The sequence below is a fragment of the Phaeocystidibacter luteus genome, assembly GCF_008933115.1.
Lineage (GTDB): Bacteria > Bacteroidota > Bacteroidia > Flavobacteriales > Schleiferiaceae > Phaeocystidibacter > Phaeocystidibacter luteus.
Genome location: NZ_WBVO01000001.1, coordinates 756,740 through 771,352 on the forward strand (window position 1 = coordinate 756,740; position 14,613 = coordinate 771,352).

The following is a 14,613-nucleotide window of genomic DNA, read 5'->3' on the forward strand; positions in this document are numbered from 1 at the left end:
ATTCGTTCATTTCCAAGAGGTAGATTGTACCTTTGCATTTCTGAAAAAATCCCGCATGTCTGACACCCAAACGTTGACCCCAGAAACGACCACTAAACACGGCCAAATTGACGTGTATGGAGCGCGCGTACACAACCTAAAGAATGTGGATGTGAGCTTGCCTCGTCGTTCCCTAGTTGTCATAACCGGACTTAGCGGCAGCGGGAAATCTTCTTTGGCATTCGACACGCTCTACGCAGAGGGTCAACGTCGATATATCGAAACGTTCTCCGCCTACGCACGTCAATTCCTCGGCGGAATGGAGCGTCCCGATGTGGATAAAATCGAAGGCCTCAGCCCCGTAATCGCCATCGAGCAAAAAACGACGAGCAAGAATCCTCGCTCTACCGTTGGAACAGTGACCGAGATCTACGACTTCCTTCGTCTACTTTTTGCCCGTGCCGGAACAGCCTACTCGTACAACACAGGCGAGAAAATGGTGAGCTATACCGACGACCAGATTCGTCAGAGTCTAGCCGAACGCTTCGCCGGCAAACGCATCGCTCTTCTAGCCCCAATGGTTCGTTCCAGAAAAGGGCATTATCGCGAACTATTCGAACAGGTTGCACGACAAGGATTCGTTCGAGCCCGAGTAGATGGGGAGCTCGTAGAAATCACCAAGGGCATGCGCCTCGATCGCTACAAGACACACGATATCGAGATTGTGGTTGATCGACTTCAACTCGAGGATCCAAAGGATGGGCGACTTCAGTCTTCCATTGGCACTGCAATGTACCACGGTAAGGGTATCATGATGGTGATGGATCTCGACTCAGATGAAGTGGCATATTTCAGTCGACATTTGATGTGTCCATCTACAGGAATTGCATACCCAGATCCCGAACCAAACACCTTCTCTTTCAACAGCCCTAAAGGAGCTTGTCCAACATGCAACGGCTTAGGCAAGGTTCAACGAGTGGAACTGGGAAAGGTGATCCCGAATCCAAAGATTTCAATTAAAGCAGGTGGATTAGCACCGCTGGGTGAATATAAAAGAAGCTGGATCTTCAATCAGATTGAAATGATTGGAGAGAAATTCAACTTCAACCTGAGCACTCCTATCGAAGACATCTCCGAAGATGGTATGGATGCCATCCTCAATGGTCTCGAGACAACTTTCGAAGTTCAGAGTAAAACGCTCGGAGTTACGCGCAAATACCGCATCGATTTCGAGGGAATTCTCAACTTCATCGAAAGTCAGTACCACGATTCCAAAAGCAAGAGCATTCAACGCTGGGCCGATGGATTCATGGAATCCGCAACATGCCCGGAGTGCCACGGAGCCAGACTCAAAAAAGAAAGCCTTCATTTCAAAGTAGATGATAGGAACATTTCCGAACTCACCTTAATGCCTATCAGCGATTTTGCGGAATGGCTTCAAACGGCAGAGAGCGGAATGAGCGATAACCAACGCATTATCGCCACCGAAATCATCAAAGAACTACGCGACCGCACTGGATTTTTGATGGATGTTGGCTTAGGCTACCTCAGCTTAGACCGTCCGGCTAAAAGTCTTTCCGGCGGAGAAGCTCAACGCATTCGTCTCGCTACCCAGATTGGTTCTCAACTTGTCAATGTGCTTTACATCCTCGATGAGCCTAGCATTGGGCTTCATCAGCGAGACAATCACAAATTGATTGATTCCCTAAAACGATTGAGGGATGTGGGCAACTCCGTATTGGTAGTTGAACACGATAAAGACATGATTGAAACCGCCGACTATATCTTGGACATCGGTCCTGGAGCAGGTGTGCATGGCGGACATATTGTAGCCGAAGGAAAGCTCGAAAACATCCTTGAGTCAGGAAGCTTAACAGCTGAATACCTTACAGGAGTTAAAGAGGTTCCAATTCCATCTGAACGCAGAGACGGAATTGGAAAGTCTATCAAGCTATTTGGAGCTAAGGGCAACAACTTGAAGAATGTTGACATCGAGATTCCACTTGGCACGCTGACCGTTGTAACGGGAGTGAGTGGATCAGGTAAGTCGACACTCATCAATGAGACCCTCTACCCTATTCTGAGCCAGCACTTCTACAAATCGGTCAAGAAACCACTGCCTTACGACAAAATTGAGGGCATTGGCAACATTGACAAGGTTATTGATATCGATCAGAGTCCGATAGGTAGAACGCCACGCTCAAACCCATCCACGTACACTGGAGTGTTCAGTGATATCAGAAACTTGTTTGCCCAATTGCCTGAGGCTAAGATCCGTGGGTATAAACCGGGGCGTTTTAGTTTCAATGTGAAAGGTGGACGTTGTGAAACATGTGAGGGTGCTGGTGTCCGTGTCATTGAAATGAACTTCCTACCGGATGTATACGTCCCATGTGAAACATGTCAGGGCAAACGCTTCAACCGTGAAACACTCGAAGTTCGCTACAAGGGCAAATCTATTTCTGACGTTCTGAACATGAGTGTGGAGGATGCACTTACCTTCTTCGAACCGATTCCGAAGATTAAGAACAAGCTCAAGACACTCAACGACGTAGGTCTTGGATACATCACTTTAGGTCAGCAGTCCACAACCCTATCTGGAGGGGAAGCCCAGCGCGTCAAACTCGCAACTGAGCTCTCCAAGAGGGATACAGGAAACACCATGTACATCTTAGACGAACCGACTACGGGGCTTCATTTTGAAGATGTTAGAGTGTTGATGGAGGTTCTACAGAAGCTTGTGAAACGCGGAAACACCATTTTGGTCATTGAGCATAACATGGACGTTATTAAGCAAGCTGACTACATCATCGACATTGGTCCGGATGGTGGCGGAGCTGGTGGACAAGTCGTTGCCACGGGCACTCCGGAAATGATTATTGAAAATCCCGACAGCCTTACTGGTCAGTTCCTGAAAGTCGAGCTCTGAGCAGATTTCTTTTCTGAGATATAAAACAATGTGTCCGGTTTAGCGTACTTTAAAGAACTAAACCATGGAAAACACATGACCGAAGAAGATAGAATCAAAAGAGCTTTCAAGCGCAAAAACTGGAACGAAACAAAGACCAACGATAGCTGGGCCATATTTAAAATAATGAGTGAGTTCGTAAACGGTTACGAACACATGTCGAGAATTGGACCCTGCGTGAGCATCTTCGGTTCGGCGAGAACAAAGCCGGACGATCCAAACTACATACTTGCAGAAGACATCGCGGAACGCCTAGCTAAAAAGGGCTACGGGGTGATTACTGGCGGTGGACCAGGAATTATGGAGGCTGGTAACAAAGGTGCCCAGAAAGGCAACGGCGCATCGGTAGGTCTAAATATTGAACTCCCTTTTGAGCAAAATCACAACCCTTTCATCGATGAGGATAAGAACTTGCTTTTCGATTACTTCTTTGTGAGAAAGGTGATGTTCGTAAAGTACAGTCAAGGGTTTATCGTTATGCCCGGAGGATTTGGCACCCTGGATGAATTCTTTGAATCGATGACCCTTATTCAAACCCACAAGATTGGGAAATTCCCGGTTGTATTGGTAGGCAAGGATTTCTGGGGAGGATTAATCGATTGGATTAAGGCGACGGTTCTTAAAAAGTACCACAACATCTCAGAAGAGGATTTGGACCTTTTCCAACTGGTTGACACGCCAGAAGAGGCGGTTGATAAAATTGACCAATTCTACTCGAAGTACTTGTTGAAGCCGAACTTCTAAGTAGCTCTATGAGTGACGATCTATTAGATTTCGACGAGAAAAGAGACAACACTCTTCCTATATACAACAGGACACATTTGTTGATTCTGACGATTGCACCTATGGTGTGTATTTCCTTCGAATTTGCAGGGTTCCAGGTTATGGCGTTGTTTGTTATGATTTCTAGTGGGGTCCTCACGGGCTATCTCATGGCTCGTTTCATTGCTAGGTCTCCTAAAGGTGGGATTTATGTGCTCTCATGGATAATCACGCTAATTGGCTCCGGATTACTCATCATCTTTCGATACAATGGGTTGGAATATTGGCAGCCTTGGGCGGTATGGGGTGCGGGCTTGGTTGCTCCTCTCCTCTTCACACTCTTCAATAAAAGGTAAAAGTGGCTGAAGGAAAAAATCCAACAGCCACTTTCAACCTGAAACTACCTAACCTATATTTTGGAAAAACGAACCGAGCAGACAAGCATCCCTACAATTACCACCCGGTCCGTTTACACTGAGTCTTACCAAATCTTAGAATTATCTCTATTCCCCGGGTTGTCTAAGAACCAACCCTCGTTTAACAAACCTCCACTTTCAGCCCAAGAAGCAAAATTGTTGTACGCTTCAATGATTGGTGCATATTCAATAGGATGATCAAATTGACCGTCGACATTGATTGCCCAAGGCAAATGGGTATCTGTTCTGAAATATCTTCCCGAAGACGGGTTTGAGTCGTCATGAGCGAACCCATAATCTCCTGTATCGTGTAGGTCGGAGGCCGCGAAATCTGGAAGGTGAATCTCTCTCCTTGTACCCGTGCTGATTCCTCCAGGAACGATAAATGGATTGTAAGGCGCTGCTCCCAATACCGATTGGTCAACCGGAGTAGCGAATGTCACATCGAATGAGAACAGGACAGCATCTTCGGCGGGTCTAGAAGGATCGGTGTTGAAGAACAAGCCTTGTGGGCGATCGATGAAGTCGTATACGTCATCAATCAGCACCAACACCGCATCGGTTTGACCTGCTTCTGTTCCATTTGCATTAGTAGGTACGGAGCCTTGTTGGCCACCTGTAACAGACTGAACTTGGGACTCTACAACATCTCCCAACATCAATCCAAAGCCCAGTGTGTTACCGGCACCTATGGCCTTTACGGCCATGTCTCCATGAATCGCTACTACTTGATTTTGCGCATTAGTGGTCTGCGTAATATCGTACCCCATCACGAGGTCGTTAAAGTCATAATCTCCTTTGTGCGGCCATAGGTCTTCAAAACCTAGTGTTCCGATGTAGTGCATATCGAAAGCCTTGCCGGCATCATTTGGATAATCATCATCTACATCTGGCACTCCATCGGCATCCGCATCAGCAGCCACAGATGTGGTTGGAGGTACATTAGATGCGTCGATCGCAGTCACAGGATTAGATGAGATATAATAAATCGCGTCGTTAAAGTCGTTGTCGCAAGAACTCCAAGATCGATTGATGTCCTCAAAGCCCGTAAGCATCAGATTTCTAGTTTGATCATAGAGCTGCACATTGTGCTGGCGCAAGCTTGCCGAGGCCTCTGGGTTAAAATCTGGATTGCTGTAGTAAGGAGTTACATTCGTCTTTACAGTCTGAGTCGATGGATTCCAACCATTTGGAATTACCGCGAATCCAATCGATGTTCCTGCAGGGAATTGTCCCAATAAGATTTTATCACCACTCAACAATCCGCCTCCGCTACCTGCAAAACTCAAGTTTGGAAACACAAGGAAAAGTGTATCGATTTGTGATGGTGATTGCGGTGGGTTATTCGTCGGATATACGTAGAATGCCATCGTGTTTCTGTAGCCTGCACCTTCGTGCACAAAAGTCATCCAAACATCGGCCGTCTCAGTAATAACAACATCTGTTTCATTACCAGAAGCCAAATAATGGGCATTGTAAACAGGAACGGGTGCTGATTCAGGAAGGGACGCGTTAACGTCGGCTAGCATTCCTGCATCAATTACATCGCTCACTGCCTCTAAGTTGTTCGGAACACCTTGATTGTCATAGGTATCCATGAAGTACATATTCTCTGAAAGGTGGATTCTACCTCCACTCACTTTGTTCGTTTTTCCAGCACGCTTACCTGCAGAGGCATATTCTGAACCGCCCATTTCAACCACCATGGCTGACTGCTTCGCTGTTGTCACTATGGAAGGAATGCCGAGTACACGAGCTCTAATTGTAATGTCTTCATAGTGCTGAGCTGCTCGGCCATCCCATACAAATACTCCCGATGCATTCGTGATACCAGAGGCAATGAAATAATCATCATGAATAGAATCACCTTCGAATACATCAACTCTAACCCCAGACATAGGATTATCGTCAAGGTCTTCGATGTTCACTTGAAGTGTGTGGTTTTCAAAGGTCGAAAATGAAAAATCAGACGGAACGCGAAGTTCGTCCATAGTCTCTGCCGTTCCGCGAGGCTCGTCGATAACATCATCTCTTTTGCACGATGCAAGAGCGAGGAGGGCAAATGATGCGATTAGTACTTTTTTCATGATCGTCGGTTTTTTAGGTCTCGGTTGCAGGTCTCATCAGCAACACGACAAACATCGTTAGTACCATATTAAATTACGGACACATTTCGACAATCCGTAGAAAATGAGCAGGAAAACGTCCTAAACGGGAAATGTTATTTTTCGCTTCCGTTTATCGAAGCCATTGGTCCATTCGTCGACCAATTATCTCTGAAGTCCGTGTGATGTCCTCATTCACACGACCCACAACTAGGTCATAATCCGAACTTACAACCCCTTCTTTTACAAGGTTTTGTGAATTAATTCGGCTCTTCAACAAATAAGTAGCCCTACCACCTACTACAGACCGCACCATGCGCTTCGTAAATTGAAAGGCAGGGTTGTCAGTCGAGTTCAAGAATCTATGCAAGAGTGCATTCTTGGGTTTACCCGAACTGTTGAAGCGAATATTCGAAACTTCCGGTATTGGTATTTCCAGGTAATTACAAAGCGTAGAATAAAAACTGTTTGGATCAGAATCTAGGTCATCCTTCAGAAGGACGAGCATGTCGGGAAAGGCACTCTTCCATTTAGCGAGTCGATCGGCATATAGACTTGCATTCAGATAATGCCAAATGAATTCATAATTCTCTGATATGCGGAGTTCCTCCGCCTTAAGCGCTTCAGCAAAGCTCAACTGCTCTCTTCCGTCACGTACCAGATGCTGATATGCAGAATACATACGCTCGTATGGATTCCTTAGAATGAGTACAATCTTGGGATGAGTACAGAGCTTTGATATCTCATTAATACAAGTGTCAGCGTAGTAAAAACTGTCCACGCTCGCATCACAAGCATAGTTTGCATTTGCCTCCTCAAACAAGCTCAAATACGCTGTTCTTTCCTTTACGATGTTCTTCTCCGCCTCATCGTCTCCAGGTCCCTTGAAAGGAAATGTCAATCCCTTAACAGAAAGGTGCTTTGGCTCCTTAACATGTGGAAAGAACACATCACTTGAGTTCTTCAAGTTTTCGAAAACGGCGGTTGTACCTGCCTTAGCAACACCTATGAGGAAGAAATTCGGATTCACGACTTCATGCGTTTAGAGCGCTCCCATTGAGCCTTTTGTCCACCTTTTGCCCATCTGAAAAACCCTGCAATCACTGCGTAATTCATCACACAGAAATAGTAGAAAACTCCTACGAGTGGAATTCGAACTCCTTTTGAAGAACTGAAATAGCCCAAGAGTGCAGCTAGATAAAAGGCAAGCTGTCCGTACAGCAACCATTCGAAAACCTCTCCACTATTAAAGAGAAGTAGGTTCACAACAAGAAGTACGGGCAGCGCAAATGCAGTGATTGACCATCTCAGTACACGGTGGGAAACATAGCTAAACGTAAGTCGGGGATGTTTCCAAAAACGCCAAAGCTGAGGTAACCTCGACATAGATTGCCATCCCCCAGCTGCGATTCTCACTTTGCGTTTCAGCTCTTCTTTTACATTGGCACTTGGCAATTCCGAAGCGATGGCTAGCGGTTCATAAGCGAAGCGATAGCCTTTCGCACAAATTCGTAGTGATTCCATGAAGTCGTCCAGAATCGTGTCCTTCTCCAAATCCGTCCACAGGTCTGTTCTGAAACTAACAAGCTCACCGGCGGCACCAACGATGCTGTAGAGTCGAGCGTCGAGCTTTTTAAGCGTGGATTCATACTTCCAATACAACCCTTCTTTATTCTCAACTCCATCAGCGGCCAGTACGCGCTTCTCGCCACTTACTCCGCCTACCTTTGGATCCTTATAGTGACGCACGATGTACTGAATGGCTTCTGGATCTAACTGTGTATTCGCGTCACAAAAAACGACATATGGTGATGTTACCGACTTCATGGCTCGGTTTTCGGCAGCCGATTTCCCACCTCTATCGTCGATGTGCATGCACTCAACATCTGGCTCAAACTTTCGGACCACATCTGGAGTTCCATCATTCGAACCGTCGGTAATAAATACGATGCGAAGCTTCTCTTTTGGATAATTCAGTTTCAATGAATTGGCCACTTTTGCTTCGATTTCATCGGCCTCGTTCCATGCGGGTATTACTAGCGTAACTTCCGGTAGGAATTCTCCCTTTTCAGCGAGCTTGCGCTTTCCAAACAACAGTTCTCTAAGCACAATCCAAAAGGCCGTAATAACGGCAAAGCCAAGGTAGGTGTACACTACAAGTGCCAGAAGTATCCAAAACAAAACCTCCATTAGTGCTCTTTTTGTTTCTTGAAATAATGAGTGAAATAGCGCATGGTTCCAATAAACCGAATCCAAAAGGCCTTCCATAAACTGCCATCGAGATTCGTGCGTCTATCACTCGTGTAAATGCGTGCACTTCGCTTTCCAACGCGCACAATTCTTCCTCTCTCACTGAGGAGCCAAGCCAATTTGCCATCCTCTCCTCTTTCCGCATCACTCAAATATCCTCCCACAGCCATGGCATCAGATTTCCGAAAAGCCATACTTGCACCACCGCAGTTCAAATGCGGACGACGAATACCTTTTAGGCGTTGCGACAACCATTTTGCTACTTGATAGAATTGTAATCCTGCGGTTGCCTTTCCATTTTCAGGGAGCAATACGTGAATGCCATACGTCACCGCTACTTGTGGATTCTTCAGCAATGGTCTACTCAAACTCGAAGCCCATTCCGCGCTATAAATCGTATCGGCATCTCCAGTTACAATTACTTCACCTCTAGCAGCGTTCAATCCGGCCTGACGTGCAAAAGCATAGCCTTGCTGAGTTTCATCGACGACAATTGCTCCAATTTCTCGAGCATATTCAGCAGTGCGATCCTTTGAGTTATTGTTCACTACAATGAACTCTGCATCCACAATATCATTCAATGCTAAACTCGCTAGGGTCGGAAGGATACCGTCTTCTTCATTGTAGGCGATTAGTACTATGCTGACGGTTGGATTCTCAGATTGCCGTGAATCCAGTTTTACACTATTCACGAGGTCTTCTGGCCACTCTGACAATGGCTTAGCTCTCAATTCAGAGAGCTTGCGCACATTTTTCGGTATGTTGAATGGTCCGAAACTCATGATTTATACAGCTCTAGTAGTTGTTTTACATTCTCTTGCCAAGAGAACACCTTTGCTCGTTCCAATCCTTTGGCGATCCACTTTTGTCTTTCTTCTGGGTCAGACCAAAGGTTCAGCATCACTTCGGCAATTTCCGAAGGGTCAGACGGATTAATCAATGGCGCAGCGCCACCGCTGACCTCCGGCATGCAGGTAGTATTTGAAGTAATAACCGGTGTTCCACTGGCCATGCCTTCAATAATTGGTATTCCAAAGCTTTCGCGGAGAGAAGGATAGAGAAAAAAGCGAGCACTTGTCATCCACACATGAAGTTCTTCATTGGGAATATATCCAACCGCTTTGATGTTTTCCATTACCCTGTCGGCATCTGAGCCCAGCACCTTTCTGATGAACTGTTCGTCGAGATCAGCAACCACCATTTTCATATCTGGAACATCTTTTAACGCCAAGGCAAACGCCTTGAGAGCTCCAGCTGTGTTCTTCTTAGGATCCGTATTTCCCAGGAACAAAAAGAAAGGTTCAAGAAGGTTGTTCGTGCTCCTTAGCGTATCACAGACCTCTTTAGGTGCCGGCTTAAAGGAATCACTCACTGCGTTGTAAAGCGTGTGCAGCTTACCTTCTACCTTTGGAAATCTATTTGCAATGCGTTTCGCTTCAAAATTGGAAACCGTTGCGACCCACTTTGCTTTTTTGATGACGCGCTTTACATTCCATCTCCGGTACATGTTTCCAAACCTCTGATAGGGTGTGAAGCCTTTGGCAAAGAGGGGGTAAATGTCGTAGTAAATAATATCGTGAACGGTAACCGCCAATGGCGTTTCTCCATAAACCGGAGCGGTATTACTAGTACAATGAAGCAGGTCGAGATTATCTTCTGAGGCCGCTTTCGGAAGCCAATTTTGTTCCCAAACAGGATAAGATGCCTCGAATGATCTCCAATGAAACCCCTCTACATCGGGCCATTCCGTCTTGTTCCGAACGCCATTTATGTAGATGAAGAATTCGAACCCTTCGGGCTTATGGGCCATCAACTGCTTGATTTGGTTGATGACAACCATATCCATCCCATGCTTGTCTTTTCGCATGATTCGTTGCGCCTCAATCCCAATTCTTCTCATAGTTGGCCGGTTCTAGGATGCTTCAAGTTCCAAATTAGTCCCCGAAAAACAGCACGGACGTTCTGAAATTTTCCTTTTAGTAGATTGACAAGAATGGCCTTTGGGGCAGCCACACAAGAGGTAAACAGCACGGCTAAAAACTTAGTCATCCCCTTGTAATTCAATCGGATAAACAGCAACCTGTTTCGCAAGAGGTAATATGTTTTTAGAGGGCTATCCGGGACCGTCACTGCTGATTCTTTGTGATAAACTATCGCTCGACCGTCGTAAAATATCTTGTAACCCGCTTGTCTGAATCTGAAGCACCAGTCGTATTCCTCATAATACAAGAAGAAGAAGTCATGCATGCGCCCTACACGTTCTATGGCCTCACTTCTAACTAAAACGGATGCACCATGGATGTACGAGGTGGGGTACACCTTCTTGAAATCTGGTTGCATATCCTCTCGATATCCCAAAGAGCGATTTCGCATGGTTATCGGATTTAGGTCTGTTGCACCGGCATATTGCACCAAACCTCGAGGTTCGAAGTACAACAATAGCGAGGAAACCATGCCGATAGAAGAATCACTTGATATCGTTTCCACGAGCATAGACAATGACCCCGGCTCTGGTTCTGTGTCGTTGTTCAGCAACCAAACGAACTCTCCTGTGGCTTTATCGAGACCTAAATTATTCCCTCCAGCAAATCCCAAATTTGCCCGGCTGTAGAGAAAATTCACATTGGGAAATCGCGCTTGAAGAGTTGACCAATCGGCAGACTCGGTAGAGCCATTATCAACCACGATAATTTCTACAGATGGGTAGGATAACGCCTCGAGAGCTTCAAGGCATTTTTCGGTATACTTATAACCGTTGAAGTTGACAGTAACAATACTTACTGTGGGTAGGTCTCCAGTCATGTAAAAGGTTGTTACCTTTAAGGTAGTCAAATTGTCACATACAATATACTATGCTTCGGACACTTTACACATTAGGGCTGCTGAGTTTATCGTTGCTCGGCGTTGGACAAGACGAACGTGTAGATCGGCCACTCCTTTCGATTCCTGAAGAGCCGTCGCGTATACTGGAAGAAGGTGTTGTGGGCTGGAGTATTTCATTAGACGGACAGTGGTTTAATGAGCTGAATATGATACCCTTGCGGTCGAAAACCTATGCAAGAGAAGATGAAAGTAAAGAATTGTCTGAGGTAGGGTTGGATAATTTCGACCATTGGGAGTTTCGCTCGATAAAGTACCAGAATGACACGTTGCTCATTTGGTTGAAGTTTATGAACTCTGGTCGTTTTCGATATCCAGAAACACAACAAGATTGGGAAGATTTCCCACTTTGCCACTACTACGTCTTTAAGCAATCCGAACTTCCAGACACGCTATTTCGACTGGGAGAGATTACAAGAACGTCCATTCCGCTACTCGCTTCGGGCCAGATAAAATCAGATGATTTAGATGACATTTTGCCCACAGTTTCGAGCGAAGGTCAACCTCGTGACAGCCATCCGTATGAATTGATTATTGAAACTCAATGTACTTCAGACACCTCTGAAGTTCGTTGGCAGATCTACGAGTCACACGCTTTGTTTGATGAGCAGCGCGGCTTGATTAACCCCATTATTTCAAACTCCAAATCCGTTTTGGGTACTGATCGCATGTTCAGGATTGCATACTACGCTTGCGACCCTAAAGTATTTGAAGCCGCTTTCCATAAATGAAAAAGGAATTCCGTTGGTTTGACTGGATTGTCCTCTTCGCCTTCATTGGATTGGCAGGGTACTCTATTGCCACCAATGGAATGGGAATCGGTGTAGTTTGGGCGGCGTTTCCATTTCTAATTTTCTTTGTCTACTTCGGATATAAGAAGCCCGCCATTCTACTCTATTCGGCATTTGTGCTGAGTTTCATCCTTCCTATTCTCGGTAGGTACGTCCCATCCGGAATTCCATACGGACTACTCGTTGATGTCATACTGGTGGCCGCGCTCATCATACTTTTCATAAAGTATTTCAGGGATCTAGACCTCCGTATATCCATGCATTGGAGCACTATTTTGTTGATGATCTGGATGATGTATGTCCTCTTTCAGCTTTTCAATCCCGAAGCACACAGCATGGCTGCTTGGTTCTACGCCATGCGAGGCATAGCACTCTACCAATTGCTCGTGCTCATCTTAGCTTTCAAACTCATTCCAGACCGCAAGCACTTCTACAACATCCTCCACATTTGGTTAGGTCTTTCTCTGTTAGGTGTTTTATGGGGAATTAAGCAACAGATGTTTGGAGTTTCCGCCGCGGAGCAAGCGTGGCTCGACGAAGGAAATGCAAAGACCCACATCCTATTCGGGAAACTGCGCGTATTCAGTTACTACTACGATGCGGGAACGTATGGAGCAGCAATGGCCCAAGCAGCGGTAACCAGCGCGATTCTTGCCATTGCCCCATATTCCATGAAGAGAAGGATCATCTATGGAGGAATCGCAGTGCTTTGTCTCTATGGCATGCTCATCAGTGGAACGCGTGGCGCCATCGCCATACCCGCTTTAGGTGGACTTGTATACTTATTCGTAAGTAAGAATTTCAAAATCTTCTTTGCGGGGATTACGGTCCTAGTTTTGGCGTTTAGCTTCTTGAAATTCACCACCATTGGGCAATCCAATTACGACATTGCGCGATTGAGAACCTCGCTCAATTCAGATGACCCATCCCTTCAAATTCGATTTATAAACCGGGCGAGGCTGACGGTTTATTTGGCCGATAAACCTATAGGTGGCGGCATCGGAACTACGAGTAGCTTTGGGAAACGATTTTCTCCAAACACGTGGCTTGCTCACTTTGAGCCAGATGGTCTTTATACCAGAATTCGGGCTGAAACAGGATTGATTGGTAGGAATGTCTTTGTTGGAATATTCCTGGCAATCGCATTTGGAGGTGCGGTTAGAGTTTGGAAGATGCCAGATGGAGTAGATCGATACATCGGCATGGCCATTCTAGCAACCTTCGCGGGCATACTGCTAGCCAATTACTCCAATAGCTTGATGACACAATTCCCGCTGAACTTTGTCACCTATTTCGGAATCGTCTACTTGTTCTGTGCACCGTATTGGGATGAAGACGGAAAGTTCGACAAGGCCAGAGCTTTACAATCTAAGGGATGGCCTATTTCGGGGAGTACTTCAAAAGCTTCCGAATAAACCAGTTGTAGCGTTGTGGCACCTCGCCAATAAGCGATTCTACGTCTTCTATTCTCATGTTGAACAACACAGCACCCGGGGTTTTCTCCGATTTATCCATGAGCTCCTTCAATGAAAGTGCGTCTGAATTATACCATTCGCGAGAGGCATCTGCCAACAGGACGAACTGATCACTTTGCGACAAGGACTGTGGAGAATAAGGCTGATTCAGCAAGGGTGGTAAGAGCACTAGAACCAATGAGGCGTTGCCACGCGCATCCTGAATCATAGACTCAATTCTGGCTGCATCTAGCATGTCGGAAGACGCTATCTGCTGGTCGAACTCCTCCGTATATCCTACGGTGGCCACATCAAGCCCGTGTTGTTTGAGGTAATCGCGTATTTGCAATACCACACCAGGCGTGCTATCGTGTTCACTTGTGGCGAAGAAGGTCACCACTTTGTGTTCGTTCACCGCACGCGGCAGGAAGTTCTGAGCAACCATTACGCCGGCACGTTGAAGGGCATACTTACCATCGATCTTTTTGTTTTCCACCTCCTCGAACGAAGGGAACCCACCAATAACCCGAATGCCAATCTTTCCTTCTGCAAACTTGGCCGTACGAAGTGCGCGGTCGAGAAAAGCACGGAGAATGAGCACGGAAAGTGGGATGATAGCTCCTACGATAAAGCCTACGATTATGAGAAGTTTACGCTTTGTGGGAAGTGGATCAAGCGCATAATTTGGCGGAACGGTAACAACGGCTCCCCCACTACTCACTTCTTCGTTCTCCAACCGCATTAAGGCTAGGTTATAGCTGTGTAGTAACTCCAAATAGTTCTTTTCATGAACACCTATTTCTCGTTCCATTCTGCCTAATTGCGAACCAAGCGGTGCAAACTCCTCATATTGTGCGCGGAAATAACGCATGCGTTCTTGGAACACCTCCAGTCGAGCAGCGCTTCTATCCACCGAAAGCGTAGCCATCAGCCATTCATCTAGAAGTTGAGCAATAGGCAATCCCTCTGTGCTCTTTCCCAAATCGTATCGAGTCGCCAGAACGTGGC

General features: G+C 46.1%; 12 protein-coding genes. 6 read left to right on the plus strand and 6 right to left on the minus strand.

Annotated elements, in window-relative coordinates; all coding sequences use genetic code 11:
- Positions 1-55 precede the first annotated feature (55 nt).
- The 3 genes from uvrA (at position 56) to F8C67_RS03535 (ending at position 4,065) form a co-directional block, all read left to right on the plus strand.
- Positions 56-2,908 (plus strand): excinuclease ABC subunit UvrA, encoded by a 2,853-nt coding sequence (gene uvrA / locus F8C67_RS03525; RefSeq protein WP_151666409.1) that lies wholly within the window; start codon positions 56-58, stop codon positions 2,906-2,908.
- Between the two features lie 75 nt (positions 2,909-2,983).
- Positions 2,984-3,691: an LOG family protein gene (locus F8C67_RS03530; RefSeq protein ID WP_151666410.1), complete on the plus strand. Its 708-nt coding sequence runs from the start codon at positions 2,984-2,986 to the stop codon at positions 3,689-3,691.
- Between the two features lie 8 nt (positions 3,692-3,699).
- The gene (locus F8C67_RS03535; protein WP_151666411.1) at positions 3,700-4,065 is read left to right on the plus strand and encodes a hypothetical protein; all 366 of its coding nucleotides are present in this window, start codon (positions 3,700-3,702) and stop codon (positions 4,063-4,065) included.
- Between the two features lie 125 nt (positions 4,066-4,190).
- Here F8C67_RS03535 and F8C67_RS03540 read toward each other — a convergent pair whose 3' ends face one another.
- The 6 genes from F8C67_RS03540 to F8C67_RS03565 all read right to left on the minus strand — a co-directional run bounded on the left by F8C67_RS03540 (position 4,191) and on the right by F8C67_RS03565 (position 11,282).
- Entirely contained in the window at positions 4,191-6,212 is a 2,022-nt protein-coding gene (locus F8C67_RS03540; RefSeq protein ID WP_151666412.1) for an LruC domain-containing protein, read from the minus strand.
- Between the two features lie 151 nt (positions 6,213-6,363).
- Entirely contained in the window at positions 6,364-7,260 is an 897-nt protein-coding gene (locus tag F8C67_RS03545; RefSeq protein ID WP_151666413.1) for a sulfotransferase, read from the minus strand.
- Entirely contained in the window at positions 7,257-8,420 is a 1,164-nt protein-coding gene (locus tag F8C67_RS03550; protein WP_151666414.1) for a glycosyltransferase family 2 protein, read from the minus strand. Before F8C67_RS03550 ends, F8C67_RS03545 begins: the two co-directional genes overlap by 4 nt.
- Positions 8,420-9,229, minus strand: coding sequence for a glycosyltransferase family 2 protein (locus F8C67_RS03555; RefSeq protein ID WP_170266346.1), 810 nt, complete (start codon positions 9,227-9,229; stop codon positions 8,420-8,422). The genes F8C67_RS03550 and F8C67_RS03555 overlap by 1 nt, the downstream gene beginning before the upstream one ends.
- Before the next feature lie 29 nt (positions 9,230-9,258).
- A complete protein-coding gene (locus tag F8C67_RS03560) occupies positions 9,259-10,380 on the minus strand; it encodes a glycosyltransferase family 4 protein (RefSeq protein WP_151666416.1) in 1,122 nt (373 codons plus the stop codon).
- Entirely contained in the window at positions 10,377-11,282 is a 906-nt protein-coding gene (locus F8C67_RS03565) for a glycosyltransferase family 2 protein (protein WP_151666417.1), read from the minus strand. The genes F8C67_RS03560 and F8C67_RS03565 overlap by 4 nt, the downstream gene beginning before the upstream one ends.
- Before the next feature lie 50 nt (positions 11,283-11,332).
- Between F8C67_RS03565 and F8C67_RS03570 the strand changes: the two genes are divergently transcribed.
- The 3 genes from F8C67_RS03570 to F8C67_RS14465 are packed head-to-tail and all read left to right on the plus strand — an operon-like array spanning position 11,333 to position 13,681.
- The gene (locus tag F8C67_RS03570) at positions 11,333-12,091 is read left to right on the plus strand and encodes a hypothetical protein (RefSeq protein ID WP_151666418.1); all 759 of its coding nucleotides are present in this window, start codon (positions 11,333-11,335) and stop codon (positions 12,089-12,091) included.
- Positions 12,088-13,566 (plus strand): O-antigen ligase domain-containing protein, encoded by a 1,479-nt coding sequence (locus tag F8C67_RS03575; protein ID WP_151666419.1) that lies wholly within the window; start codon positions 12,088-12,090, stop codon positions 13,564-13,566. The genes F8C67_RS03570 and F8C67_RS03575 overlap by 4 nt, the downstream gene beginning before the upstream one ends.
- Positions 13,481-13,681, plus strand: coding sequence for a multicopper oxidase domain-containing protein (locus F8C67_RS14465; RefSeq protein ID WP_407675830.1), 201 nt, complete (start codon positions 13,481-13,483; stop codon positions 13,679-13,681). Before F8C67_RS03575 ends, F8C67_RS14465 begins: the two co-directional genes overlap by 86 nt.
- The last annotated feature ends 932 nt before the right edge of the window (positions 13,682-14,613 follow it).

Excerpts from the sequence above, each read along its gene's own strand:
- F8C67_RS03530 (WP_151666410.1), top strand. The coding sequence starts at position 2,984 with ATGACCGAAGAAGATAGAATCAAAAGAGCTTTCAAGCGCAAAAACTGG.
- F8C67_RS14465 (WP_407675830.1), top strand. The coding sequence starts at position 13,481 with ATGAAGACGGAAAGTTCGACAAGGCCAGAGCTTTACAATCTAAGGGAT.
- F8C67_RS03570 (WP_151666418.1), top strand. The coding sequence starts at position 11,333 with ATGCTTCGGACACTTTACACATTAGGGCTGCTGAGTTTATCGTTGCTC.
- F8C67_RS03540 (WP_151666412.1), bottom strand. The coding sequence starts at position 6,212 with ATGAAAAAAGTACTAATCGCATCATTTGCCCTCCTCGCTCTTGCATCG.
- F8C67_RS03565 (WP_151666417.1), bottom strand. The coding sequence starts at position 11,282 with ATGACTGGAGACCTACCCACAGTAAGTATTGTTACTGTCAACTTCAAC.
- F8C67_RS03575 (WP_151666419.1), top strand. The coding sequence starts at position 12,088 with ATGAAAAAGGAATTCCGTTGGTTTGACTGGATTGTCCTCTTCGCCTTC.
- uvrA (WP_151666409.1), top strand. The coding sequence starts at position 56 with ATGTCTGACACCCAAACGTTGACCCCAGAAACGACCACTAAACACGGC.
- F8C67_RS03535 (WP_151666411.1), top strand. The coding sequence starts at position 3,700 with ATGAGTGACGATCTATTAGATTTCGACGAGAAAAGAGACAACACTCTT.
- F8C67_RS03560 (WP_151666416.1), bottom strand. The coding sequence starts at position 10,380 with ATGAGAAGAATTGGGATTGAGGCGCAACGAATCATGCGAAAAGACAAG.
- F8C67_RS03550 (WP_151666414.1), bottom strand. The coding sequence starts at position 8,420 with ATGGAGGTTTTGTTTTGGATACTTCTGGCACTTGTAGTGTACACCTAC.